Here is a 23663-nt window from a genome sequence, read left to right as displayed (position 1 = left end):
CAAGCGGCGGGATGGTGGGGCAGGGGCGAAATCAAGTCAATGCGGTGAAACGAATGGTGGAACCGCCACTGTGGATGGCGTTACGGCCAGCGCCTTGAACAGGGCACCCATCTGGTCGGGGCCGGCAAGCCGATCCACATCGTTGCGGATCGCCTGCTGCTCCGTGGCGTTCTTGCCGGAGCCCAGCCGGCCGGCGCGCTCCAGAAGACCGAGACCGATGAGAAAGTCGCCCTGGCTCATCAATTCAGCGGCCAGACTCTGCTCCTTTGCGGCACCCGCCAAGGCGAAGAAATCCACATGAGCCGTCAGATCGGCTTTGCCCGGCTCCTTCAGCACGTCCTGATAGGCGTGGCCGCGCATGGCCTGAAGCGTGTCGCCGGGGGCGGGTGAGGCATAGCCATAATCGATGAAAAGCCCTGCGCCGCCCTCTCTGCCGATGCGTTCGGCGATGCGGGACATCAGTGTATTGCGTGCCGGTGCCAATTCCACGATCGCCCCTTCGGGCGCGTTTTCTGAACCCGGCGGCAAAATCGTAGGGTCCGCAGAGCCGGCCCCTGCCATGAATGCAAGCTGTTCTGCCGCATCGAGGCCCACCACGCGCTCGCGCCAGGCATTTCCGACCTTCACATATTGCCGGATCGGGATGGCGTCAAAAAGCTCATTGCCAAGAATGAACAGCGGACCTTCCGGCAGCGCTCCTATATCGACAATCCAAGACGCTTCGCCATCCAATGGCCCAAGCGTCTTACGCTGTACTTCGCTCAGCCGCGGGCTCGCCTCGATCATGACGAGCTGCATCTGCTCCCTGAATGCCGGGTCGATTTTGGCCCAGGTCCGGAGCATGTCCTTCATCAGCGTTCCGCGTCCGGGGCCAATCTCGGCCACAACAGGCGTTTTCGGTGCGCCGCTTGCCTTCCAGGCAGTGTAGAGCCAGACGGCGCACAATTCCCCGAACATCTGGCTGATTTCCGGCGCTGTGGTGAAATCGCCCTCGGCACCGAACGGCTCGCGCGTCGTGTAGTAGCCCGCCTCGGGATCGAAAAGGCAAAGCGCCATGTAGTCGGCGACGCTCATCGGCCCCGTGGTCTCGATCTGTGCTCTGATGCGGTCCTTCAGTGTTTTCATCAAGCAGCGGCCCGCGCCCTCAGCATTGCCCAGACGCCGGCCAGCACCATCGGCAGCGAAAGCACCATGCCCATGGTCAGCCATCCGCCGGCGAGATAACCGATATGCGCATCAGGCTCTCGGAAGAATTCGACCACGATGCGTGAGAGGCCGTAGCCGCATACGAACGCCCCGGCCACGAAACCAGGCATTTTCAGTTTCAGGCCCTTGTGGGTCAAAAGGCGCAGCACGACGAAAAGCACCAGCCCTTCGAGCGCAGCTTCATAAAGCTGGCTTGGGTGGCGCGGCTCCGGCCCGCCATTGGGAAAGACAAAACCCCATGGCGCGTCCGTCACGCGGCCCCAAAGCTCCGAGTTCACGAAATTTGCCACCCGCACCAGTCCGAGACCGATCGGCACCACGGCAGAGACCGTGTCGAACAGGCTCCACACATTGATGCCGCGTTTTTTCGCGAAAAGAAGCATGGCGAGCGTCACGCCCAACAGGCCTCCGTGAAAGGACATGCCACCTTCCCATACCGCCAGGATGTCGAGCGGGTTCGCGAGATAGCGTGGCAGGTCATAGAAAAGGATATAGCCGACGCGGCCACCCGCCACGATGCCGACGGCTGCCCACAGCACGAAATCGTCAAGGTCCGTCACCGTCATTGCCGGCTCGCCGCCGGTCCACAGGCGTTCGTTTGAGACCAGCCGGCGCGCATACCACCAGCCAAGCAGTATGCCGACCACATAGCCGAGCCCGTACCAGTGGATCGCGAGCGGCCCCAGTTGCAACGCTACTGGATCGATCGCGGGAAAGGGCAGGGCGGCGAGAGGCGTAAGCAGGTAATCGGTCAATCAGGCCTCCCGGCGCGTGAAACTCAATGGCCGCAGGTATTGCGAAGCATCGGGGCAAGGTCAAGGCGCGGTTTGCCTTGCATTCGGTCGCCTTGCCCACTAGGTCAAGGGTTCAATCTGGGAAACGAGCCATGACCAACGGAAGCAACCGAATCCTCGACGAGTTCGCCAAGCTGATGACCGATGCCGCAGGTGCCGCCCAGGGGGTGCGCCGCGAGGTCGAGACAGCTTTTCAGGCTCAGGCCGAACGTATCCTGGCTTCGATGGATGTCGTCCAGCGCGAAGAGTTCGAGATGGTGCGTGAAATGGCCCTCAAGGCCCGCGAGGAAAACGCGGCTCTTGTCGCCCGCATCGAAGCACTCGAAGCCAAATTGTCCGACACCGCGGCTGCAAAAGCTGCGAAATCCGATTCGAAACCGGCGTCATCCACCCGGGCAAAAAAATAATTTTTTATTACCGTCGCCTGTGTACGGCGTCGAAAAATCCTTGTCCGAGAGTCGCTTACGTCACGCCGCTCGGTGCCGCGTGGCGTTTCTATCCACACGCTCCACAGGCTTTCGATAAAAAAGGTCTGGTAACGCGACTCTGCATCAATACACTGAATTTACAGCGTGATTCGTAACTGGTCATGCAGTCGGGCAGGGGCGGGCCCGCGTAAGTTCCATGCGTTGTCGTTGTCGCTCCACATTGTGTTTCAGGTCTGAAACGTCTTGCGGAAGAGCATTTCCGCTGTGGATTCTTGCGGGGTGTTGCAGCGCCTCCAGATACGGGAAAGCAGATTAATGAGCCTTCTTGAACTCGACATGACCCGTGATGCGCATCCCGTTGATGTCATCGAACATGTCGCGCACACCAATGACTGGAGCTTCGAGCGTAATGGCGACGACGAGATCGCCATCGCCGTGGCCGGCACATGGACCGATTACAACGTGTCCTTCTCCTGGATGGAGGAATTCGAGGCGCTGCATGTTGCCTGCGCCTTTGATCTGAAAGTGCCTGCGAAGCGTACCCTGGAAGTCATGCGGCTCCTTTCGCTCATCAACGAACAGATGCTGTTCGGCCATTTCGACCTGTGGGAGCGCGAGAATGTGGTGATGTTCCGGCAGGCGTTGGTTCTTGCCGGCGGCGTCGAGCCGACGGGCCAGCAGGTCGAAACCATGCTGAACAGCGCTCTGGAAGCCTGCGAATGCTATTATCAGGCATTCCAGTATGTCATCTGGTCGGGCAGCACGGCGCAGGATGCGTTGAACAGCGTGTTGTTCGAGACCTACGGAAACGCCTAGGTCGCAGGACGGGAAGCGGGCATGTCATCGGAGAAGACCCCGGAAATCACTTATGATGATTTCCTGAAGGTGGATATTCGCATCGGCACCGTGATTGAGGCTGAACCTTATCCGGAAGCCCGCAAGCCTGCCATCAAGCTCAAGGTCGATTTCGGTCCCGAGATCGGTATCAAGAAATCGTCCGCGCAGATCACCGTGCATTATACGCCCGAGACTCTCGTCGGGCGGCAGGTGGTGGCGGTGGTGAATTTCCCGCCTCGGCAGATTGGCAAGTTCATGTCCGAGATACTCGTCATGGGCTTTGCCGACGAAGATGGCGCCATCGTTCTGGCCGGGTCTGACAAGAAGGTGCCAAACGGCAGCCGTCTGCATTAGGCCGGTTCCGGGGCGATCCTCGCAGGTCGCCTGTTCTGCGTGACGTGACAGGCTGACCTCAAACAGATTTTCCAGTAATTGAACATGAAAAAGCCGCCCGGAGGTGTTCATCCGGACGGCCTTGCAGTGCAGTATTGCAGTCAATTCTGCTCTGGGTCGTCTGCTCGTCAGGCGACTTCGTCGCGCTGGTTCACGAAAATCAAGACGCCGATGATCGCCATGTAGAACTTGAAGGCTGCGTCCTGGCCGTTCCAGGTGTCGGACTGCCACATCAGGAACCACTCGCCGCCGACAACCATGAAGCCGAAGAACCAGACGAGAAAGCCGATCGTGGCGCCAACGATTGTCAGGTTTTTGGATGCTTGGAACTCGGCGACCGATGCGTCGCGCGCGCCAAACATTCTAAGGCCACCAAGAAGCAGAAGCACGAAGGTAAGCCCTTCACCAGCAATGATCAGCCAGTATCCGGCATGCCACAGCGCAGGTGTGGTGATCGCGCGGTACATTGCAGAATTGCCTGGAAATGTTGTGTCCATGCTGAACACGTGCTGCACGAACGCGAAATTCGAGCCGTAGTCTGTGATGTTGTTGAAAGTCACCATGAATGCGAAGGCAGCGAGTGCCAGCGTCATGGCGATTTTTGCGTAGCGTGAAGTCATGAGCCCTTCCTTGCAATAATCCGGCCGGGTGAAAATGTTGTGTCCGTGGCCCGACCTTACGCCAGTATGTTAGACGAAAGGATAGTGTGCAAACGTTCACATCAAGAAGGCTGGTCCGCCCACTTGTTTTTCAAGATTACGGTTCACAGGAGGTGATTGCGTGCAGACAATCGTGGAATTGACCGCCGTAGCGCGGAGAGCGGCAGAGACCGCCGGCCTTGCCGGGTTTCTCGACCGGCTTCATCTGGAGGCATGGGCGCAGAAGGGCGATGTCGTCGAGCTGGCGGGGCGCGGCGAGACCATTGTGTTCATCATCCGCGCCCGACGCATCCGTGTTGATGCCAATGATGTGCAGACGCTGGTCTTTGAACTCGATCATCCGGCACGCCCGGCCGTGCGCTGACGCAGCCCGCTGCCGCCTCATCGACACGTCAGTGCCTGGCTCGTTCTAATTGGGGCGAATATTCATTCAGCGGATGCTCCGCTGGCAACGAAACCGCCGGTGAGAGTGAAGCAGACCGGATCAGTAAGCACACCGACGACACGATCAATACGATCATGTATCTGGACCTTCACAAGCGCTCCGCATTCTGACGGCCGGTTTCATCGAGCCTGACCAGCGCGTCAGAAGGCAGGCCACTCCAGAACCTTCAATGTCAGGCCGGCACCCTGATCACCGCTCTCAGCCCTCCCAGCGGACTGTCGTCCAGTGTCACGTCCCCGCCATGGCTGCGGGCGATGTCGCGGGCGATGGAGAGCCCAAGCCCGGTGCCGCTCTCATCCTGATTGCGTGCTTCGTCCAACCGCACGAACGGTTTGAAGACGTCCTCACGCATTTCGGAAGGGATACCAGGCCCATCATCATCCACAGTGACGGTGAGAGTGCCATTGGCGTTGCGCGCCGTCACCTCCACATTGCGGGCATAGCGAAAGGCATTTCCGATCACGTTGTTCAGTAACCGGCTGAAGGCATTGGGCCGTACATGCAGAAGCGTGTTGCCTTTGGTCTCCACCTCGAGAGTGCAGCCCCGAAGACGTGCTTCTTCCACGGCGCGGTCAAGGAAGCCCGCCAGATCAAAAGCGCCGGGGTCTTCGGCTGCTTCGCCGCGCGCGAAAGCCAGGTACCCCTCCAGCATCGAGCGCATGTCCTCGATGTCCTGATTGAGCGCCTCGATATCCTCTTTGCTGCCTGCCACGGCCAACTGCAGTTTGAAGCGTGTCAGGATTGTCCTCAGATCGTGGCTTACGCCGGTGAGCATGGCTGTGCGCTGCTCGATCTGGCGCTCGATACGCTCGCGCATCAAGAGGAACGCGCTGCCGGCTCGGCGAATCTCTTCCGCGCCGCGCGGCCGGAAATCGCTCGGGGTCGGTCGCCCCTTGCCGAAACTGTCCGCAGCGGCGGCCAATTGCAGGATGGGACGGATTTGGTTGCGCAGAAACGCCACTGCAATCGCGATCAGCACCAGCGATGTGCCAACCATCCAAAGCAGGAAAATATGGGTGTTGGAGGCATAGGCCTGGCTGCGTCTGGCAAAGATACGCAGAACCTGGTTCTCAAGTTGTATGCGGATTTCGATGATGTTCGAATTGCCCACCGTATCGAGCCAGAAGGGTCGGTTGATCTGCCGGGTGATCTCTTCACCCAGCGTTTGATCGAGGATCGAGAAAAAAGGCTTCGGGCCGGGAGCGGGCAGAGGATCGGGTGGCAGAAGGTCGATTTTCAGCGCCAGCCGCTCCTGGGCGATGCGGATGACCTGCGCATAGCCGTCATTGCCCGGATAGGTCTCGATCATGTCGATAATCGCAGAAATGTCGCGCGTGACCGCCTGGCTCAGACGCTGCGTGACCGTTTGCCAATGGCGCTCCATGAAAACGAAGGCGATGACCGATTGGAGCAGCAGCATTGGTGCGATCACGATGATCAGCGAGCGCGCATAGAGCTGCTTGGGCATGTAGCGCGAAACGATGCGCCAGAACCGTCGCCAGGGTCTGCGCATGGCGCCGAATGCCTGTTTGAAGCGCGTCAACGACTTGATCTTCCCGGCTGTCGTCTTCTGATCTGAGCTTATATTCAATGCCGCCATGCGCCCTTTCGGGCATCCATTCCCAAACTTCTGTCCAGACCGATCCTATGCATTGCGTGCGAAAGAGGGAACCGCTTTTCCGCACGGCGCTCGCGCAATTCCCCATGGCGGTTTGCGGGCTGATCGTGCTGAAGAGTCTCTTGACTTAAAGTCGGCTTGAACTCGGAAAGTGCTTTTCATGCCACTTCCGGCCGTTTTACAAGGAGACTCCATGTCCGCACCTTCTCAAGCAGTGTCGGCGCCAAGCGCGGTCTACCGCGTCGATAAATTCACTGTTCCGGCAGCCGCCAGAGATGAGTTTCTCGATCGCGTTTCTGCCACCCATGCACTTCTGCGCCAGCAGGCGGGTTTCCTGGGGGATGTCATTCTTGAACAGGCTTCAGGCCCCGGGGCGTTCAATTTTGTCACGATGGTGGAATGGGAAGGGATGGAAGCGATTGCGCGAGCAGGCAAGGCCGTGGCTCGCATGCATTCGGACATCGGCTTCGACCGCCACGAAATGATGGATCGTCTCGGTATCACGGCGGATATTGCGAATTATCGACCCGTTTCCGTTTGAGGCGTGGGTTACTCCACGCTCAACCGGTACCCGATACCCCGCACGGTCTGCAGGTAAACAGGATTGGAAGGGTCGCGCTCGATCTTGCGGCGCAGGCGGTTGATCTGAACGTCGATCGTGCGCTCACCCACCTCCGAGTCCTCTCCCACCAGCTCATGCCGAGGCACGGTTTCACCCGCCCGTTCCGCGAAAATCACCATGATGTCGCGCTCTCTGTCGGTCAGCTTCACCAGCTTGCCGCTGTGCTTGAGTTCACGCTTGGCGATCTGAAACGCGTAAGGGCCGAACACGACTTGTTCCACTTTCGGCGTGGACTGTGGCGCGCTGCGACGCAGGATGCTGTTGATGCGCAGCACCAGTTCCCGCGGGTCGAAGGGCTTGGGCAGGTAGTCGTCGGCTCCCGCCTCAAGCCCCGTGACACGGCTGTCCGTTTCTGAAAGCGCGGTGAGCATAAGGATAGGTGTGTCTTTCTCCTCGCGCAGCGATCTGGTCAGGGAGACACCGTCCTCTCCCGGCATCATCACATCGAGCACGACGAGATCGAAATCGAGCCCCACCAACTTGCGGCGCGCTTCGGCTGCGTTGCCGGCAATGGTGACGCGGAAACCGTTTTCCCGCAGGAAGCGTTTGAGCAGGCTGCGAATACGTGTGTCGTCGTCGACCACCAGCAAATGCGGCGCATCATCGCTGAGGACAGGTGGGTCCTTCTCGAGATTGCCGGTTTCGCTCATCGTGACGATCTCCTCAAGCGATGGGGACGCGTTGCTCATTTAGAACGCCCGTTGGGCAGTTTGTCCATCTGGGCGCGCAATTCCGAGTTCACCATGGCGCGCAGAAAGCGTTCTACCGCTGCGCTGTCGCCAAGCTCGGCCTCTTCAAGTGCCGCACGGATGCGGCGGGACTGTGGCAAGGCCAGCGCCACTGCCAGGTCGCGTCCCTTCTGTGTCGGATAGAGTTCGCGCTGGCGACGGTCGCGGGGGCCTGGGACCTGGACAATGTATCCGTCGTCGATGAGCTGTTTGAGCACCCGCGCCAGGCTTTGTTTGGTGATCCTCAAAACTTCCAGCAGTTCCGCAACGGTCAAGCCCGGCAGTCGGTTCACGAAATGCAGGACCCGGTGGTGCGCTCGTCCGAAACCATATTCGTCGAGGATGGCATCTGGGTCAGCCGTAAAGTCCCGGTAGGCGAAGAACAGATGCTCAATGATTGCGAAGTCAACGCCATCATCCAGCGTCAGCGGGGTTTTGATCGGGTCGGCGTCGGTCATGCTCTCTAGCTGCTTCCGGTCGTTTCGACGATTAATGAAGAAATTATGTCAGCCTTATTGACATAATTTCAAGGCGTGGTAATTTTTGACAATGTTTTCGTCCTGATGCGAACAAAAAGGTATCCTGAAGGCCATTTTTCGGAACATCCTTCAATTTCCCTTTGGCAACGCGTAGTCTGCGACGGCGGTATTTTCGATTTGTCCGGTTCCACGGAAACGAACCGGCGGGAGAGGTTACATGGCAGCGGTTCCTTTTGATCAGCTCGAGGGCTTTATCTGGCTCAATGGTGAATTCGTCAAATGGGCAGACGCAAAGATTCACGTATTGTCCCATGGCCTGCACTATGCAAGCGCCGTGTTCGAGGGTGAACGGGCTTACGGTGGCGAGATCTTCAAGCTTACTGAACACACCGAGCGCCTGCATGAATCCGCTCGCATTCTGGGCTTCACCATCCCCTGGTCGGTGCAGGAAATCGATGATGCCTGCCGAGAGCTTTTGGCGCGGCAGGGCTTTGCCGACGCCTATGTTCGCCCGATTGCGTGGCGCGGAAGCGAATTGATGGGCGTGTCGGCGCAGAACAACCGCATCAATCTCGCTATCGCGATCTGGCAGTGGCCGAGCTATTTTGACCCGGAGCAGCGGCTTAAGGGCATTCGTCTTGATATGGCCGAGTATCGTCGCCCGGATCCTCGCACGGCCCCGTCCAAATCCAAGGCTGCCGGCCTCTACATGATCTGCACGCTTTCCAAGCATGCGGCGGAGGCCAAAGGATATGCCGACGCGATGATGCTGGATTGGCGTGGTCAGGTCGCGGAAGCGACCGGTGCAAACATCTTCTTCGTCAAGGACGGCGTCCTGCATACGCCGAAGCCGGACTGCTTTCTTGATGGAATCACCCGTCGCACGGTGATCGATCTTGCCCGCCGCCGTGGCCTCGAAGTGGTTGAGCGTGCGATTATGCCGGAAGAGTTGGAAGGTTTTGAACAGTGCTTCCTTTGCGGTACTGCCGCCGAGGTCACGCCTGTTTCCGAGATTGGCCCTTACCGCTTCGAAGTCGGCGAAATCACGCGTTTGCTGATGAATGACTATGCCAACGAAGTGCGTCCGGAACTGCGCGTGGCGGCGCAATAAGTAGCCGCAACCGCAAGTTACCTCTCCAAATATTCACAGCCTTCTGTTTGACATGGGCCGGAATCGCGCTTTCATGTGCGCGCCGGCCCTGGGAGGTCGGTTTTTTGAGAGGGACCGGACATGGAAGCTCTACTTCCTATTATTGTGCAGGCTGTGACTGGTGTTCTTGGCGGCGAGGCGATTGGCTCTGTCGTTAAGAAGGCCGCGATGGGTCACGGTGCCAAGATACTGAGCGGTATCATCGGCGGTGTCGGTGGTGGCGCTCTGCTATCGAGCATGGGCGGCGATGCCGGTGCGCTGGGCGGCCTGCTTGGTGATGCTGTTGGCGGCGCTGTCGGTGGCGGTGTGCTTACCGGCATTGTCGGTGCCGTTATGGGCGCCATGAACAAGAGCTGATCTTCATCAATTCTCTGAAACGGGCAGCCGGGGGTGGTTGCCCGTTTCGCGTTTCGGCCCCGTGTTTTTGGGGCGTGATCAGGAGGGCTTCGTGGGCAATCTCCGTGCCGGCGTCATTCCCGTGACGCCATTTCAACAGAACTGCACCATTCTTTTCGATGAAGAGCTCAAATGCGGTGTTGTCGTCGACCCTGGCGGCGAGGTGGAGCGTATCCGCGGGGCCATTGAGGACAATGGTATCGCTGTTGAGGCAATCTGGCTGACCCATGGTCATATCGATCATGCGGGTGGCGCGATGGATCTCAAGGAGGCGCTTGGCGTGCCGCTGATCGGGTCGCACGAGGACGACCGGGAGCTTTTGGCCAATCTTGAAAACCAGGCGCGCATGTTCGGCCTCGATCAATCCGTTCGCAACGTCACACCAGACCGCTATCTGAGCGAGGGCGAAACGGTCTCCTTCGGTGAGCACGAGTTCGAGGTTTTTCATTGCCCGGGCCATGCGCCGGGGCATGTCGTGTTCTTCAATCGCAAGGCCCGGTTCGCCCATGTGGGCGATGTGCTTTTCAACGGCTCCGTGGGCCGCACCGACCTGCCGGGCGGCGATCATGATGCCTTGATCCGCTCGATCAGGGAAAAGCTTCTGCCGCTGGGCGATGACATCGGCTTTCTGTGTGGTCACGGACCCGGTGGACGCTTCGGCGACGAACGGCGCTCGAACCCATTTCTCGTATAGTTTCGCGTTCAGTCTGTGCGCAGGCGCGCAATTCCATAGCCGGCGAGCGCCAGCGCCACGCCGGATGCGGCCGTCCGTGTCTGGTTCCAGAATTGCCATCTTGAAGAGTATTCGGACCAGATTGCTTCTGCCGCTTCAATTTCTTCCGGTACCGAAACCAGCGCCAGCGCCTCGTTCATCGGCACGTTGACTGCCATCGTAAGAATGAGGCCGAACATCAGGTAGATCGCGGCTCCTGCAGCGATCCAGAAGGCTGGAGCCTTTTGCCCCTGGACCCAGATCATGTACGCTGTCAACGCAAGGACAACAGGTGTCAGAAAGAATGCGGGGAAGAACACCGCATTGCGCACCGAGGCGTTCATCGCCTGCATGGCCTCGATCGCCACACGAGGGTCCGTCTGGTCGAGGCCCCACATGGTTGAGCATACCCACGCATAGAAGAACCCGAAGATCGCCCCGGAGAAAAGAATAGCAACCACCGAGAGGCCGGTTGTCACGTTGCGCATCGCCTTGTCTCCAAAATCGCACATGTCTCTTCAAAATCGTACATATCTGTACACTTTATATTTTCGTACATTTGTGTACGGTGTGTGTCAAGGCAGTCGGAGATATGCATGCGTGCGGAAACGAGGGTTGAACGCCAGGCGCAGATTGAGCGTGCCGCCTATCGGCTTTTGCGCGAAAGGGGCTATGGCGGAACCTCGATGCTGGCTATTGCCAGGGAGGCGAGGGCGTCAAACGAAACGCTCTATCGCTGGTATGGCGACAAGAATGGTCTCTTCAAAACAATGGTCGAGTCGAATGCGCAGGAAACCCGCGAGGCCCTGCAGCGAGCGATTGAGGCTGGAGTAGATCCCCTGGAATGTCTGGAGAACGTTGCCCCGGTTCTCCTGTCGATGCTTCTTGGCGAGAAAGCGGTACTTCTCAATCGTGCTGCCGCTGCCGATGAGAGTGGAGAATTGGGCCGCGCCATCTCCGCCGGCGGACGCAGCGCCGTGGCGCCACTTGTTGAACAGTTGCTTCGCCAGGCATGTGAGGATGGCAGTCTTGATGTGCTGTCGCCGTCGACCGCTGCGGAACAGTTTTTCAGTCTTCTGATTGGCGATCTTCAGATCAGGCGCGTGATCGGTGTATTGCCGGAGCCGCAACCTGAGTTCGTCGTAGAACGGGTTTCCCATGCCATGATGGCTTTCAAAACCCTTTGCGTGCGCTCCTGCTCTGATTGACATCGCGCCCGTGAATCAACTACAGATTGAATTTCGCGCGAGGCGATCGTTGGCTCAGCGGGTGGCTGCGGTCCAGGTCTGGCGTTCGTTGCTTGTGTCCGAGGCCCGGTCCTTCATTTTCCAGAGTATCCTTGGGATGCGTTCTTTATCTCCACATCCAGCTTTTCATGAAGAAAGGCCGGGCTGAGCCCGGCCTTATTTCTACTCGGGGCAGGGAACCCTAATGTTATCGCGGCTGGCAGAAATGGCGCTGACCGTCATAGCCCATGAACGTGCCGGTACGCCCGTCGAAGCTACGATAGCGGTTGGAGCAGTAGCGGAACCATTCGCGCGACCATGGCTCCATCGCGGAATGATAGCGAACCGGACGTTCGCGATATACCGGGCGCTCCCGGTATTGGTAGACAGGCTGGTAATCGGGGCGATAGGGCGGGTCGATGTAGACACGATCGTTGTCACGACGCGACTCCGAGAGGAGACCACCGACAATGGCACCTGCGGCCAGGCCAATCACACCGGCTGCGAGCGCGTCGTTGTTGTTGTTGTTGTGCCGATGACGATGGCGATGACCGGCGTCGGCGGTAGAGATCGCTCCGAGCGTCGTGGCTGCGACGGCAAGTGTGAGGATGCCCGTCTTCAGGAAGCGTTTCATGACTTTACCTCTTCAAACACGAGCTGCGGTTTTTTCAGGGGGAGCCGCAGCTTTCGCAAAGGATTTACTCTCTCGCACCTGAATGGCACCTGAATGAGGCAGGCAGGTTGCGTTCAACCGTTATGAAACATTCCTGAAGAGCGGGTCGCGGTGCGGACACTCAGGGTCAAACGTTCTGCCGGATCTCCGGTGTAGGCGCTTCGAACGATGGAGGGCGGCCGCGCCTGCGTCCTTCAGCCTCGTCGCTTGGAGGGATGAGGCTGCACGGGTCGGGCTGGCGTTGCCCGACATTGATGGTGGGAACACTGCTTCCCGCCATAATGAATGTTCGGTACGAGAGCCGGCGCTGGATCGCGGCTGGGCAAGGCCGCGTGTCAGCGGCACGCCTGTTGGAGCGCCGCCTCTCTCCAAAAACTGACGCAAACACAGACTGCGCCCCGCAAGCCGCGGGGCGCCTCAGGGCATTTCCGGAACCGCGACGACAACCGATTGTCCGGAAATGCTCCCAAACTAGGAGCTTTGCCTCAATCGTTGTTTCGCGACACCGGCAAAGCTATTTGCGGGAATGCTGCGCCCCCCTCAGGGCGCAACTTCCAGATTGACGGCTTTCGGACCTTTGCCACGCTTGTCCGGCTCGGTCTCGAATGTAACCTTCTGTCCGTCTTCCAGGCCCTGCAGCCCAGATGCCTGGACAGCCGAAATGTGAACAAACACGTCCTTCTCGCCATTGTCCGGGGTGATGAACCCGTATCCCTTGGCCTGATTGAAGAACTTGACGGTACCACTCTGCGACATAGGAAGGAGTCCTTTCTCCCTTTATGCTGGTTTCGGCGGGCCAACCTCTTGGCGGGTTTGGGCCCATGGCTTTATCGGTCGTTTACTGGGGGAGAAGAAACAGTCAGCTTCGCGCCTCTCATCGGGACCAATGGTGCGGGCTTCTTGCCCGGACAAATCGTTTGTCCTCATTGTTTCGACGCGACTTCCCGGAAAGGGGATTTCAGCCCCCGCCAGGGCATGCCATTCCAGTCTCCGGGCCGGCAAATGCCCGAATGGCAGGGAGCTTGTTCGATTTTTTTAGGGGGGGCAAGCGAAAGTTTTGTGAATAATACGAATTGCGAAGAGCCATGCTTTTGCAATCTGTACGAGCAAACAAAAAGCGCGGCGAGTGAACGCCGCGCTCGAAATGTGCATCCGAGAATGTCTCGAAATCAGGCTGCGGACAGATTGACTGCCTTCGGACCCTTACCCATGCGGTCGGGCTCGACCTCGAAGGAAACTTTCTGACCATCGCTGAGCGTGGTCATGCCGGAACGCTCAACAGCCGAGATGTGAACGAACACGTCTTTCGCGCCATCATCAGGAGTGATGAAGCCGAAGCCTTTGCTCGCATTGAAGAATTTAACGGTGCCTGTCTGGGCCATTGGGAAACTCCTTTTCCCTTTGAGAAGTCGCGTCTGCGCAACGTGCACAGGTTAGCGGTGGTTCGAGAGTTTGAAGAAAATCGGGGAAAGGGGCCGTCCAAATCATAAAGCTTCCAGTCTCCGGGTCTGCAATCACCCGAGCGCGGATGAATCTATGACACGAAAGGGAAATAGCTACAAGACTGTCCGAAATGCCGTTTTGCATCCCCGTTGAGCCGCGCCGCCGCAGGCGTTCTCGCAAATGGCGCCTATCGCCGCGAGTGGCAGAAATGCGATTTTCGGGTGGCTTTCGGTGCACCTTTCGTGTGGTATTCGACTAAGGTATAATATCGATCATCCTCTCGCTGCTGCCTCCAGTGCAGCAATATCGAGCTTCACCATCGTGAGCATCGCTTCGGTGACGCGCTGCGCCTTGGCGGCATCCTGATCGTTGATCAGTTCGCCCAGCCTTCGCGGCAAGATCTGCCAGCTCAGCCCCCAGCGATCTTTCAGCCATCCGCATTGCTCGATCGTTCCATCTTCTCCGAGCGCGGCCCAAAGCTCATCGATCTCGGCCTGGGTGTCGCATTCGACGATGATCGAGAAACTGTGGTTGAACGCATCGAGCGGTCCGGCTTCGAGACCTCGGTATTGCTGATTGCCAAGTGTGAAATTCGCGATTTTCACGCTTCCTGCCGGTCCGCTCGGGGTTTCGGCCGGCAATGCTTTCAGACTCTCGATCTTCGATCCCGGGATCAGTGACGTGTAGATCCGCAGAGCGCTTTCCATGTCCTTTTCGAACCACAAATGCGGTATGACTTTCATGACCTTGCCCTTTCTTCTGCCTGGGTTATTCCACGCAGGACGAGGGGCGGGCGTAAACTCCGACAGACCGGTCAGGTTTTTTCAGCGATCGGCATCCAGCCGTGCAGGATCCGCAAGTCCGGTAGTGTTGCGGACCAAAAGTGACCCTGAAAAGGCTGGTCATGGGTGCGGTCGATCGGCTCATCGCGCAGCTTGCAAAGAAGCAGTGTCCCAACAGCGCCGTGGGCGATGACGGCAATGTCTCCGCTTGCGCCTTCGGCACTGATCCGCTGTACGGCCGCGTGAATCCGGTGCTGCGCATCGATAGCGCGCTCCCATCCCCTTATGCTTCTCGTTGGCTGGGCAAAAAAAGCATCGGCCACGCGTTCAAACTCTTCGGGGGGAAGGAAGCCGGTCGCCGAACGGTCATTTTCTCCAAGTGTCGGATCCGTTTTGACATCGATGCGGCGCTTGGCTGCGAGAATGGTCGCCGCTTCAAGGGCTTTCTTCTCCATGCTCGACCAGATCGTATCGATGTTTTGGGCCGCAACACTGGCCGCAAAACGCGTCATGCGTTCGCGTCCGGTGGTGCTTAGCCGCCAATCCTCGACGGCGACTGTAGGGTCAACAATGACCTCAGGATGCGTGATGAAGAGAAGATTTGCCATCAGTGCAGGTTCTGACACGCGGAGTGTCCGGCGTCCATCCTGCGGTTTGAAACGTCATCCGTGCATATCAGGCGCCAGAAGCGCGCCTTCGAAATCCTGTCGGGCGACGGTCGAGCACAAGTCGATCCATTCACAGCCAAGACACGCCTGGCGGGTCTTGCCAAGGGCAAAGGCCGACCGCATTCGTTCGATGAGTTTTTTGTCAGGCTTTATGGCGCGACCCGGATCTATCGCTTGGCCGAGCCAGTGTGAAAGTGCATGTGCTGCTCGCGTATCCCGTTGGTTCACGCGCGCATTAAGGCAATGCGCGTGTGGGCTGCCATCAAGGAGCGGACGGCAAATGTCGTCCGGTCCTTCGATGAGAAGCAGGTCCTCGCCTGCATTGAGGCGCGAAACGATTTCATCGAGATTTGCGGTGAAGGCGGGGCTGTAGCCCCGCCCGACATAAGTGAGCATGCACAATAGATGGTGTGCACGCAGCCGCACTGTCATTTCGTGTCGCCGCGCTTTGCAAACCGCGAGAGCGCTGCAAGGGATGCTGCACCCAGCGCGGATTTCAGAATGGCCCCAACGACAAAGGGGGCGACGCCAAGCAGGAATGCCTTTTCGATGCCGATCATGCCGGCAAGCCAGATCGCACCCATCGTGAGGCAGAGCGCGTTTGCAGCGAGCATCGAGCTGAAGGCGAGAAGAGGGCGCTGTGCGTTCCAGCCACGTTCGGTCAGCAGACCGACCAGAAGAGCCATGAGCGGGAAGGAGGCGAGGTAGCCGCCAGTCGGTCCCGCAAAATGCGCCACGCCACCGGCTCCCCCGGCCAGAACCGGAAGGCCCATCATGGCTTCACCAAGCCATGCAAGGACCGTCATTGTTCCCAGTCGTGCGCCGTAAAGCGCGCCGATCATGGCGATTGCGAAGGTCTGCATGGTCACAGGAACCGGCACCATGGGAACTTCGATGCGCGATGCCAAAGCCAGGGCCAGTGTGCCAAGCACCACTGCGCCGACCTTGAAAGCAAGCGACTTCTGGTCAAGCTGCAAGACGCCCGCATTGCCGAGCAGGCCGGGGTTGTGTGCGGGGAGGGAACCTTGTGACATATCACACCTTAAGATTATAGATAATTTCGTTTGTTGATCTATTATTGAGTCCATATTCGCGCGGATTTGGCAAGAGGGTGTGCGTGGTCCTGCCTTTATCCATCAGCTTCAGCACATATGAGCAGGGTTGCTCAGGGGGTGCGCGAAAGGTGTAGGGCCGTATCCGCCCGCTGTGGAACTGAAGTTCCCGGGGTGTGTCAGCCCTCGATTACAAATGCCTTGCGCTGTTTGCCGGATGCCGTTTCGACCGGTTTGTGTCCGATCCATTGCACATGCCGGGACAGGACTGCACAGGCCGCGTCAGTTTCTCCGCGCCGCAGGTGTTCGAGGATCGCGCGATGGTCGCGGTCTGTACGCGTTTCCCAATTGGAGCGCCACGCAGAGAAAAGGAAGCGGGCGCTCGCCGCATGCAGATCGTCGATGGCGGCCAGCAGGCGAGGCATGTCGCACGGGGCCACGAGAAGCCGGTGAAAACGCCTGTTTGCCGCTTCCCATGCAATCACGTCTCCAGCCTGATCCCCTTCAATGGTTGCTTCTTCCGCCGCTGCAAGGATAGCCGGTGTCAGGTGCTGTGCCGCATTGCGCAAGGCCAGCACTTCGAGAGCTGCACGCATTTCCGCCACTTCGCGCACCTGATTGAGATCGAACGCCGCCACCCGCACGCCGCGACGCGGCTCGTTTCTGGCTAGACCTTGTGCTTCCAGCAGTCGGAACGCCTCACGCACCGGCACGTGGCTCGCATGGAATTCCTCGGCGATGTGATCCTGTCGCAGTCGCGCGCCCGGTTCGAGTTTGCCCGAAATGATGCGGTCGGCCAGCGTGCGGGCGATCTGAGCGGCTTTTGTCTCTTTGCGCGTGTCCATCGATTATAGATAATTTGCTTCGCCTTCGTTTGTCGAGAGCCGTTCATCAGGGTTGCGGGCAAGGTGAGAGGCGTTAAGTGGCTTGACGAATTCCATATATGGGATAATTTCTCAAATATGGATAGCGCTTCAAATATCTCCTCAAGCGTCGACCAACGCATCTCCGAACGCCTTCGCGGGCTTCGTCAGGAGCGTGGCTGGTCGCTTGACGATCTTGGCAGTCGTAGCGGTGTGAGCCGTGCGACTCTCTCACGGCTTGAAAATGCCGAGGTCAGCGCCACTGCCAACGTGCTAGGCAGGCTGTGTCAAGCCTATGGCATAACGCTTTCCCGTCTGATGCATTTGGTGGAAGATGATTTTCCGCCATTCGTGCCGCACGCCGCCCAGACGATCTGGGAAGATGCGAAATCAGGGTTCTCCCGCCGGATCGTTTCACCTCCGGCCCGCGCTCTGGCCGGGGAGGCGATGGAGGGCATGCTTCGCCCCGGAGCGCGGATCACCTATGAAGGTCCGCCGCGTGCAGGGCTGGAGCATCATCTCGTTTTGCTGGAGGGCGGCTTGCATATCACGGTCGACGGCGCCCCTCACACGCTTCATCCCGGCGACTGCCTTCGCTACCAGCTTCGCGGCCCCAGCCGGTTTCAGGCCGATGCGACAGCGGGGGCGCGTTATCTCCTTTTTACGGTCTGACCATGCAAAGCGCTGCAACACTTTCCATAGAGCGTGTCGATGCAATCGAAGCGCAGGGTCTCCTGCCTGAATTGGCAGGCCTTCTTCACGCCTGCGTCCACGATGGGGCGAGCATCGGTTTCATATTGCCGTTTGGGATGGAGGAATCCGCGCGCTTCTGGCAGGAGAAGATTTTTCCGGCGATCGGATCAGGCGGGCGCATTCTCCTTGTTGCCCGGCAGGGCGGCAGGCTCGCGGGTTCTGTTCAGCTTGTCGTCGATACCCCGCCAAATCAGCCGCATCGCGCCGAAGCCTCCAAGCTGCTGGTTGCACCCGCCTGTCGCCGCCAAGGTGTCGGGCGGGGGCTTATGAGTGCGCTGGAGGGACAGGCGCGCAGTCTTGGTCGCAGTCTCATCACGCTGGACACCAGAACAGGCGACAAGGCCGAGCCGCTTTATGCGGCGCTTGGGTTTTCTGTCGCGGGCATCGTTCCCGACTATTGCCGCGATCCATTCCTGGATCGCCTCGATGCCACGACAATCATGTACAAGCGCTTGAGGACGGAAGCTTGACGGAGAGAATCCTTTCTCCGCAGCGGGCTCTACGATCAGAATTGCCGTGCACTCTTGTCACGGCTTGAATGCCGGCGCGGCCAGACGCTCCACATGCGCTTTCAGGTCTGTCGGCCAGCCCTCGATGCGCTTGCGAAAGCTTGCTGCGTCGCCGGCGTATAGCGCGCGCGCGGCTTCTTCATAGCCGGGTTGATCGCCCAGCATGGCGATCATGAAGCGGTCGGTCGCGGCTTGCGCTTTTCGCTGGCGTTCGCGTGGGGCGCCTGCGGATTTTGCGGCATCCACCAGCTTGCGCAGCGTGGCAGAGGCGCCGCCCGGCTGTTCGCTCAACCAATCCCATTGGCGCGGCAGAAGCGTGATTTCACGGGCGACCACGCCCAGTTTGGGTCGGCCAGGCGCACGCTTTACGGGCTTCTTTGCGTTTGCGGAGCCGTCCAGCCTTGCCACGACCTCCTCGCGATTGCCGTTCAGGTTGAAATCGACCTGCCGGCCCGTCTCGTCGTCGAAGATCAGGACGTCAGCCCCGGGCAGATCGTCGAGGACGGCCTTGGCTGCCAATGCAACAACTGCATCGCTGCCTTGCGAGAGACATTTTTTTCCGTGAAAGGCCGTGAAAGATGGCATGGCTGTGCTCCGAAAGGGATGAAAGGATTTTTTACCCGGGTATAATAATTCTGTCAATATACCCGGATAAAACCGTTGCACCCGCGCTTCGCTCCCCGTGCTACGCTCCCATGGTAGGGGCCAGCGGGGCGGGTCGAAAAGGGGGACCATGAAAGAGCTGTTGTTATTGCGCCACGCTAAATCGAGCTGGGACGATCCGAGCCTCGCAGATATCGAACGCCCATTGGCCCCGCGCGGACGACGTGCGGCGCCGCTCATGGGGCGCGAGATTCTGCGCCGTGGCTGGTCGCCCGACTATGTTCTGGTGTCTCCCGCGCGTCGTGCGCAACAGACCTGGCGGCTCGTTGCTGCCGAAATCGGGTAGCTCGACCGCGCAGCCGCTGGCGGGGAGGGGCTTTACATGGCTGCTCCCGAGCATTTGCTCGGTGTTCTGCAAGCGGTGCCCGAGGCAGCCCGTCGCGTGCTGCTCGTCGGTCACAATCCTGGCATGGAAGATTTTGCCAATCGTCTGGCCGGGCCCGATTCCAAAGAGGATGCGCTGGAGCGAATGCGGCAGAAATTTCCCACCGCTGCCATTGCCAGGTTCAGCCTTGGCGGGCCATGGCACGCGCTGGAATTTGGCGCGGCGCGGCTGCAGGATTTCCTGAAACCGAAGGATTTCTGACAACCGCCCGTGAATCGTCCGCGCCCTGTTGTGGCAGACGGGCTGCCGCACATCTGTTAAGTTGGTGCGGTTGCTCCGGTTCTGGAAAAATCATCGCCTGCGACGTGGCCAAAGCAGTCGGCTTGTCGGATGTCTCTTGCAAAAAGAGGGAACAATCGCAAATGTCCGGAAATTCCGCCCAAGCTTCGAAACCGCAGTGTCTGGCCGGGCTTGCCCGAAACGGCCTGTTCGCCGTTTCGCTCGTTGCCGCCTTGCCGGTGGCAGCACAGGTTCCATGCCCGCCGCCGCCGGAGACCTCAATGGATTCCTGTCTTGCCGGCGCATGGATTGGCAGCAACAATGCTGTCGAGCAGCTCACCGAAGCGTTCACGCGCATGGGGATGGCCGATCTGGTCAGTGACATGACGGCCGGTGTTCCCAACATTCTCGCCATCCGCATCTACGAGGACGGGTTCTTTTCCACGATCCCGTTCAATCGCAGTCTGGAGCTGCAGGAGGTGGATGATCATACGGGTGATCTCATCATCACCCAGTTCGATCTTCGCGCCAACACCCAGACCGGGCAGATGTGGACGGCAGACAGTCGGCTGAAATTCTGCTCCAGCGGGGGAGACGTGCTGTTTGGAGCAACCATGTCCTCGCCCGATGGCACGACGTCCACCACCATGCCGGTGCCGGGCGGCGGTGCCTTCATTCCGCAGATCACCTATAGCTGCAGCGGAACCAGCTTCAGCATGAGCGTCGCCCTCCCGCAGCCAATCGGCAATGTCGATTACTTCCTCACCCGTGTCGACCCCGCGCGCTTTCCCGATGAGCTCAGCGATCTTCTGCGGCCGGAGGACGAGTGAGCGCTTCGACGCGCTCACGGGTGAGCCGATTTTGCCGTTCTGTTCTGTCGGCTGACATGACGGTCAATGGACGATCCTGACAGCCCTGTGTCAGGAAGTGTACGCGGTGACGCATTCCCTGTGCGCCACCCCTTTCCATTTCGGGTCCGCAGTTCCATATTCGCCCCATGGCCAAATCATCCGACAAGAAGAATGGCGGCTTCGCCGAAGCCCCCCAGCCCGCGCTTTCGGGCACGCCGGTCTCCGGTTTCCCCTCCGGTTCTATCGCGGATTGGGCGGACGAGATCGCGCAGGAAGCCGAAAAGCCAGCAAAACCGAAGAAGCCCAAGGCCCCCGCCGGACGCTCTTCCGCCGCCACCAAGACTTCGCGCGGCACCTCCATGGGCGGCGCGGCCTCGGCCAAGGAGCGCGCTGCTGCCGGTCTCATGCCGGTTGCCGGTCTCGATGTCACGCTGGAAGAGGCCGAAGGGCTTTCTTCCTCCGGTGTCACCGCCACGGTTGCAGCCCTGTCCAAGCTGATCGAGGGCGGTGATCCGAACCTTCAATCCACATGGACACCGCACCGCCCCGCGCGGCCGGAAAAATCCGAGGGCGGCATTCCGCTCAGAATGTCCACGGAGTTCCAGCCTTCCGGCGACCAGCCGACGGCCATAGCCGATCTCGTCGCCGGCCTCAGGGGTTCCCCCTCCGTGGCAGGGCAAGCGAGCCTTGCGAGCGCCAGCCCGCGAACGGACGCAGCGCCGGATGGCGGTGCGGAACCAGAAATACAACCCGAAAGGACGCAAGTCCTTTTGGGCGTCACCGGCTCGGGCAAGACCTTCACCATGGCCAAGGTGATCGAGGAAACGCAGCGCCCCGCCATCATCCTCGCCCCCAACAAGACGCTCGCCGCCCAGCTCTATGGCGAGTTCAGGTCCTTCTTTCCGGACAATGCTGTCGAGTATTTCGTTTCCTATTACGACTACTACCAGCCTGAGGCTTACGTCCCGCGTTCCGACACCTATATCGAGAAGGAATCCTCCATCAACGAGCAGATCGACCGCATGCGCCATTCGGCCACGCGCGCCCTGCTTGAGCGCGATGACGTGATCATCGTCGCGTCGGTCTCCTGCATCTACGGTATCGGATCGGTCGAGACGTACACGGCCATGACGTTCCAGATGCAGATCGGCGATCGGCTCGACCAGCGCCAGCTTCTGGCCGATCTCGTCGCCCAGCAATACAAGCGCCAGGACATCAATTTCGTCCGCGGCTCCTTCCGTGTGCGCGGCGACACGATCGAAATCTTCCCGGCCCACCTGGAGGATCGCGCCTGGCGCATCTCGCTCTTTGGCGACGAGATCGAGACCATCACAGAATTCGACCCACTCACCGGCAAGAAGACGGGCGATCTGCAATCGGTGAAGATCTACGCCAATTCGCACTATGTCACGCCGCGCCCCACGCTCAACCAGGCCATTAAGGGCATCACTGCCGAATTGAAGCAGCGCCTTGCCGAGCTGGAGCGCGCCGGTCGTCTGCTGGAAGCACAGCGTCTCGAACAGCGCACCCGCTTCGACCTCGAAATGCTGGAGGCCACCGGCTCCTGCGCCGGCATCGAGAACTATTCGCGCTATCTCACCGGCCGCGCGCCGGGCGAGCCGCCGCCCACCCTGTTCGAGTACATCCCCGACAATGCGCTCGTCTTTGTCGATGAGAGCCATGTCACCATTCCGCAGATCGGCGGCATGTATCGCGGCGACTTCCGCCGCAAGGCCACGCTCGCCGAATACGGTTTCCGCCTGCCGTCCTGCATGGACAACCGGCCGCTCCGCTTCGAGGAATGGGACGCCATGCGCCCGTCCACCGTCGCTGTCTCCGCCACCCCCGGCAACTGGGAGATGGAAGCTGCAGGCGGTGTCTTTGCCGAACAGGTCATCCGCCCCACCGGCCTCATCGACCCGCCCGTCGAGGTCCGCCCGGCCAAGTCTCAGGTCGACGATGTTCTAGGAGAGATCCGCGAGACCGCCGCCAAGGGCTATCGCACGCTCGTCACCGTGCTCACCAAGCGCATGGCGGAGGACCTCACCGAGTATCTGCACGAGCAGGGCGTGCGCGTGCGCTACATGCACTCCGACATCGACACGCTGGAGCGCATAGAGATCATCCGCGACCTGCGCCTCGGCGCCTTCGACGTGCTCGTCGGCATCAACCTCCTGCGCGAGGGGCTCGACATTCCCGAATGCGGCCTTGTCGCCATTCTCGATGCCGATAAGGAAGGCTTTCTGCGCTCCGAAACCTCGCTCATCCAGACCATTGGCCGCGCCGCGCGCAATGTCGATGGCCGCGTCATGCTCTATGCCGACCGCATCACCGGCTCCATGGAGCGGGCCATGGAAGAGACCAACCGCCGCCGCGAGAAGCAGCTCGCCTACAATGAGGAACACGGCATCACGCCGGCTTCCATCAAGAAGAACATCGCCGACATTCTCGATTCCGTCTATGAGCGCGACCATGTCCGCGCCGACATTGGCGGTGCTGGTGGCAAGGGCGATGACCTCAACAATCTCGTCGGCAACAATCTCGCCGCCCATCTGGAGCATCTGGAAAAGGCGATGCGCGACGCCGCCGCCGATCTCGATTTCGAGGAAGCCGCCCGCCTGCGCGACGAGATCAAGCGTCTCAAGGAAACCGAGCTTGCCATTCTCGACGATCCGCTGGCCCGTGACGCCGGTGTGGAAAACACGCAAAAATCCCGCCGCGACAAGGCGCGCAGCCGCAAGGGGCAGGGCGGGCAGGCCAAGGGCGCGGGCGCATTGTCAGCCGCTCATGGTGAGCCTGTCGAGCCACGAGAGGCGGGCAGCAAAGCTCCGGCCTCATCGCTCTTCCACAAGCCCGACCTTGATGAAATGGGCACCTCCGGCGCGCACGCCGTGCCTGCCGGCAAGAGCCTTTTCCGCAAGAACGATCTGGACGAGATGACGGTCGGCCGCACCGAAAAGCCGGTGCGCAAACCGGTTCCGCAAAAGCTGGAAGACGACCCCAAACCGGTCAAGCGCCACCGGCCCGGCATCGGCTCCTATGAGGATCCGGCGGACGAACGCCGCACCAAGCGCCGCCCGGGTAAGACTGGGCGGCCGGGGCGGTAGGG

General features: G+C 59.8%; 31 protein-coding genes. 15 read left to right on the top strand and 16 right to left on the bottom strand.

Going from position 1 to position 23663, the window contains the following annotated elements; genetic code table 11:
- Positions 1 to 36: 36 nt before the first annotated feature.
- Both KW403_RS02730 and lgt read right to left on the bottom strand, forming a co-directional pair.
- Positions 37 to 1125, bottom strand: coding sequence for a class I SAM-dependent methyltransferase (locus KW403_RS02730; RefSeq protein WP_223021234.1), 1089 nt, complete (start codon positions 1123 to 1125; stop codon positions 37 to 39).
- Positions 1125 to 1961, bottom strand: coding sequence for a prolipoprotein diacylglyceryl transferase (lgt, locus tag KW403_RS02725; protein WP_223021233.1), 837 nt, complete (start codon positions 1959 to 1961; stop codon positions 1125 to 1127). The genes KW403_RS02730 and lgt overlap by 1 nt, the downstream gene beginning before the upstream one ends.
- Positions 1962 to 2092: 131 nt before the next feature.
- Here lgt and KW403_RS02720 point away from each other — a divergent pair, with 131 nt between their 5' ends.
- From KW403_RS02720 to KW403_RS02710, 3 genes are all read left to right on the top strand, one after another.
- Positions 2093 to 2407, top strand: coding sequence for an accessory factor UbiK family protein (locus KW403_RS02720; protein ID WP_223022418.1), 315 nt, complete (start codon positions 2093 to 2095; stop codon positions 2405 to 2407).
- A gap of 336 nt (positions 2408 to 2743) precedes the next feature.
- Positions 2744 to 3244: a type III secretion system chaperone family protein gene (locus tag KW403_RS02715; protein ID WP_223021232.1), complete on the top strand. Its 501-nt coding sequence runs from the start codon at positions 2744 to 2746 to the stop codon at positions 3242 to 3244.
- Between the two features lie 21 nt (positions 3245 to 3265).
- A complete protein-coding gene (locus KW403_RS02710) occupies positions 3266 to 3619 on the top strand; it encodes a tRNA-binding protein (protein WP_223021231.1) in 354 nt (117 codons plus the stop codon).
- A 167-nt stretch (positions 3620 to 3786) separates the two neighbouring features.
- Here the strand turns inward: KW403_RS02710 and KW403_RS02705 are convergent, their stop codons facing one another.
- Positions 3787 to 4278 carry a DUF2165 family protein gene (locus KW403_RS02705; protein WP_223021230.1) on the bottom strand — a complete coding sequence of 164 codons (492 nt, stop codon included), beginning with the start codon at positions 4276 to 4278 and terminating at the stop codon, positions 3787 to 3789.
- Positions 4279 to 4438: 160 nt separating this feature from the next.
- Here KW403_RS02705 and KW403_RS02700 point away from each other — a divergent pair, with 160 nt between their 5' ends.
- Entirely contained in the window at positions 4439 to 4681 is a 243-nt protein-coding gene (locus tag KW403_RS02700) for a hypothetical protein (protein ID WP_223021229.1), read from the top strand.
- A 253-nt stretch (positions 4682 to 4934) separates the two neighbouring features.
- On the opposite strand, the gene KW403_RS02695 is transcribed toward KW403_RS02700, so the two are convergent.
- The gene (locus tag KW403_RS02695) at positions 4935 to 6275 is read right to left on the bottom strand and encodes a sensor histidine kinase (protein WP_223022417.1); all 1341 of its coding nucleotides are present in this window, start codon (positions 6273 to 6275) and stop codon (positions 4935 to 4937) included.
- Positions 6276 to 6573: 298 nt separating this feature from the next.
- Here KW403_RS02695 and KW403_RS02690 point away from each other — a divergent pair, with 298 nt between their 5' ends.
- Entirely contained in the window at positions 6574 to 6921 is a 348-nt protein-coding gene (locus KW403_RS02690; protein ID WP_223021228.1) for an antibiotic biosynthesis monooxygenase family protein, read from the top strand.
- Between the two features lie 8 nt (positions 6922 to 6929).
- Here KW403_RS02690 and KW403_RS02685 read toward each other — a convergent pair whose 3' ends face one another.
- Both KW403_RS02685 and KW403_RS02680 read right to left on the bottom strand, forming a co-directional pair.
- On the bottom strand, positions 6930 to 7652 hold the full coding sequence (locus KW403_RS02685) for a response regulator (RefSeq protein WP_223022416.1): 723 nt from the start codon (positions 7650 to 7652) through the stop codon (positions 6930 to 6932).
- Positions 7653 to 7687: 35 nt separating this feature from the next.
- A complete protein-coding gene (locus KW403_RS02680; protein WP_223021227.1) occupies positions 7688 to 8188 on the bottom strand; it encodes a MarR family winged helix-turn-helix transcriptional regulator in 501 nt (166 codons plus the stop codon).
- Positions 8189 to 8426: 238 nt separating this feature from the next.
- On the opposite strand from KW403_RS02680, the gene KW403_RS02675 reads away from it, so the two are divergent.
- The 3 genes from KW403_RS02675 to KW403_RS02665 all read left to right on the top strand — a co-directional run bounded on the left by KW403_RS02675 (position 8427) and on the right by KW403_RS02665 (position 10449).
- A complete protein-coding gene (locus KW403_RS02675; protein ID WP_223021226.1) occupies positions 8427 to 9320 on the top strand; it encodes a branched-chain amino acid aminotransferase in 894 nt (297 codons plus the stop codon).
- Positions 9321 to 9440: 120 nt separating this feature from the next.
- The gene (locus tag KW403_RS02670; protein WP_223021225.1) at positions 9441 to 9716 is read left to right on the top strand and encodes a hypothetical protein; all 276 of its coding nucleotides are present in this window, start codon (positions 9441 to 9443) and stop codon (positions 9714 to 9716) included.
- A gap of 91 nt (positions 9717 to 9807) precedes the next feature.
- Positions 9808 to 10449 carry an MBL fold metallo-hydrolase gene (locus tag KW403_RS02665; protein WP_223021224.1) on the top strand — a complete coding sequence of 214 codons (642 nt, stop codon included), beginning with the start codon at positions 9808 to 9810 and terminating at the stop codon, positions 10447 to 10449.
- Positions 10450 to 10457: 8 nt separating this feature from the next.
- On the opposite strand, the gene KW403_RS02660 is transcribed toward KW403_RS02665, so the two are convergent.
- Positions 10458 to 10955: an anthrone oxygenase family protein gene (locus tag KW403_RS02660; protein WP_223021223.1), complete on the bottom strand. Its 498-nt coding sequence runs from the start codon at positions 10953 to 10955 to the stop codon at positions 10458 to 10460.
- 108 nt (positions 10956 to 11063) lie between these two features.
- Between KW403_RS02660 and KW403_RS02655 the strand changes: the two genes are divergently transcribed.
- Positions 11064 to 11675: a TetR/AcrR family transcriptional regulator gene (locus KW403_RS02655; protein ID WP_223021222.1), complete on the top strand. Its 612-nt coding sequence runs from the start codon at positions 11064 to 11066 to the stop codon at positions 11673 to 11675.
- Between the two features lie 226 nt (positions 11676 to 11901).
- Here KW403_RS02655 and KW403_RS02650 read toward each other — a convergent pair whose 3' ends face one another.
- From KW403_RS02650 to KW403_RS02615, 8 genes are all read right to left on the bottom strand, one after another.
- Positions 11902 to 12327, bottom strand: coding sequence for a BA14K family protein (locus KW403_RS02650; RefSeq protein WP_223021221.1), 426 nt, complete (start codon positions 12325 to 12327; stop codon positions 11902 to 11904).
- Between the two features lie 579 nt (positions 12328 to 12906).
- Positions 12907 to 13122 carry a cold-shock protein gene (locus tag KW403_RS02645; protein WP_223005964.1) on the bottom strand — a complete coding sequence of 72 codons (216 nt, stop codon included), beginning with the start codon at positions 13120 to 13122 and terminating at the stop codon, positions 12907 to 12909.
- Between the two features lie 413 nt (positions 13123 to 13535).
- The gene (locus KW403_RS02640) at positions 13536 to 13748 is read right to left on the bottom strand and encodes a cold-shock protein (RefSeq protein WP_223021220.1); all 213 of its coding nucleotides are present in this window, start codon (positions 13746 to 13748) and stop codon (positions 13536 to 13538) included.
- A gap of 333 nt (positions 13749 to 14081) precedes the next feature.
- Positions 14082 to 14552, bottom strand: coding sequence for a VOC family protein (locus KW403_RS02635; RefSeq protein WP_223021219.1), 471 nt, complete (start codon positions 14550 to 14552; stop codon positions 14082 to 14084).
- Between the two features lie 71 nt (positions 14553 to 14623).
- The gene (locus KW403_RS02630; RefSeq protein ID WP_343224048.1) at positions 14624 to 15217 is read right to left on the bottom strand and encodes a histidine phosphatase family protein; all 594 of its coding nucleotides are present in this window, start codon (positions 15215 to 15217) and stop codon (positions 14624 to 14626) included.
- Positions 15218 to 15253: 36 nt separating this feature from the next.
- A complete protein-coding gene (locus tag KW403_RS02625) occupies positions 15254 to 15691 on the bottom strand; it encodes a DUF1284 domain-containing protein (protein ID WP_223021218.1) in 438 nt (145 codons plus the stop codon).
- Positions 15688 to 16293: a biotin transporter BioY gene (locus tag KW403_RS02620; protein ID WP_223021217.1), complete on the bottom strand. Its 606-nt coding sequence runs from the start codon at positions 16291 to 16293 to the stop codon at positions 15688 to 15690. Before KW403_RS02620 ends, KW403_RS02625 begins: the two co-directional genes overlap by 4 nt.
- A gap of 197 nt (positions 16294 to 16490) precedes the next feature.
- Positions 16491 to 17156, bottom strand: coding sequence for a GntR family transcriptional regulator (locus KW403_RS02615; RefSeq protein ID WP_223021216.1), 666 nt, complete (start codon positions 17154 to 17156; stop codon positions 16491 to 16493).
- A 117-nt stretch (positions 17157 to 17273) separates the two neighbouring features.
- On the opposite strand from KW403_RS02615, the gene KW403_RS02610 reads away from it, so the two are divergent.
- Both KW403_RS02610 and KW403_RS02605 read left to right on the top strand, forming a co-directional pair.
- Positions 17274 to 17846 (top strand): helix-turn-helix domain-containing protein, encoded by a 573-nt coding sequence (locus KW403_RS02610; RefSeq protein ID WP_223021215.1) that lies wholly within the window; start codon positions 17274 to 17276, stop codon positions 17844 to 17846.
- Positions 17847 to 17848: 2 nt separating this feature from the next.
- Positions 17849 to 18397: a GNAT family N-acetyltransferase gene (locus KW403_RS02605; protein WP_223021214.1), complete on the top strand. Its 549-nt coding sequence runs from the start codon at positions 17849 to 17851 to the stop codon at positions 18395 to 18397.
- Positions 18398 to 18454: 57 nt separating this feature from the next.
- Here the strand turns inward: KW403_RS02605 and KW403_RS02600 are convergent, their stop codons facing one another.
- Positions 18455 to 19021: a DUF2239 family protein gene (locus KW403_RS02600; protein WP_223021213.1), complete on the bottom strand. Its 567-nt coding sequence runs from the start codon at positions 19019 to 19021 to the stop codon at positions 18455 to 18457.
- Between the two features lie 148 nt (positions 19022 to 19169).
- On the opposite strand from KW403_RS02600, the gene KW403_RS19475 reads away from it, so the two are divergent.
- The 4 genes from KW403_RS19475 to uvrB all read left to right on the top strand — a co-directional run bounded on the left by KW403_RS19475 (position 19170) and on the right by uvrB (position 23661).
- Complete coding sequence (locus tag KW403_RS19475) at positions 19170 to 19385, top strand: SixA phosphatase family protein (protein WP_343224047.1); 216 nt, start codon at positions 19170 to 19172, stop codon at positions 19383 to 19385.
- A 36-nt stretch (positions 19386 to 19421) separates the two neighbouring features.
- On the top strand, positions 19422 to 19685 hold the full coding sequence (locus KW403_RS19470; protein ID WP_343224046.1) for a SixA phosphatase family protein: 264 nt from the start codon (positions 19422 to 19424) through the stop codon (positions 19683 to 19685).
- 161 nt (positions 19686 to 19846) lie between these two features.
- The gene (locus tag KW403_RS02590; RefSeq protein WP_223021212.1) at positions 19847 to 20533 is read left to right on the top strand and encodes a hypothetical protein; all 687 of its coding nucleotides are present in this window, start codon (positions 19847 to 19849) and stop codon (positions 20531 to 20533) included.
- A 167-nt stretch (positions 20534 to 20700) separates the two neighbouring features.
- Positions 20701 to 23661, top strand: a complete 2961-nt coding sequence (uvrB, locus tag KW403_RS02585) for an excinuclease ABC subunit UvrB (protein WP_223021211.1) — start codon at positions 20701 to 20703, stop codon at positions 23659 to 23661.
- The last annotated feature ends 2 nt before the right edge of the window (positions 23662 to 23663 follow it).

The organism is Nitratireductor kimnyeongensis, from assembly GCF_019891395.1.
Classification (GTDB): domain Bacteria; phylum Pseudomonadota; class Alphaproteobacteria; order Rhizobiales; family Rhizobiaceae; genus Nitratireductor; species Nitratireductor kimnyeongensis.
The sequence above is the reverse complement of the archived record's forward strand: the minus strand, read 5'-3'. Positions and strand labels throughout refer to the sequence as shown.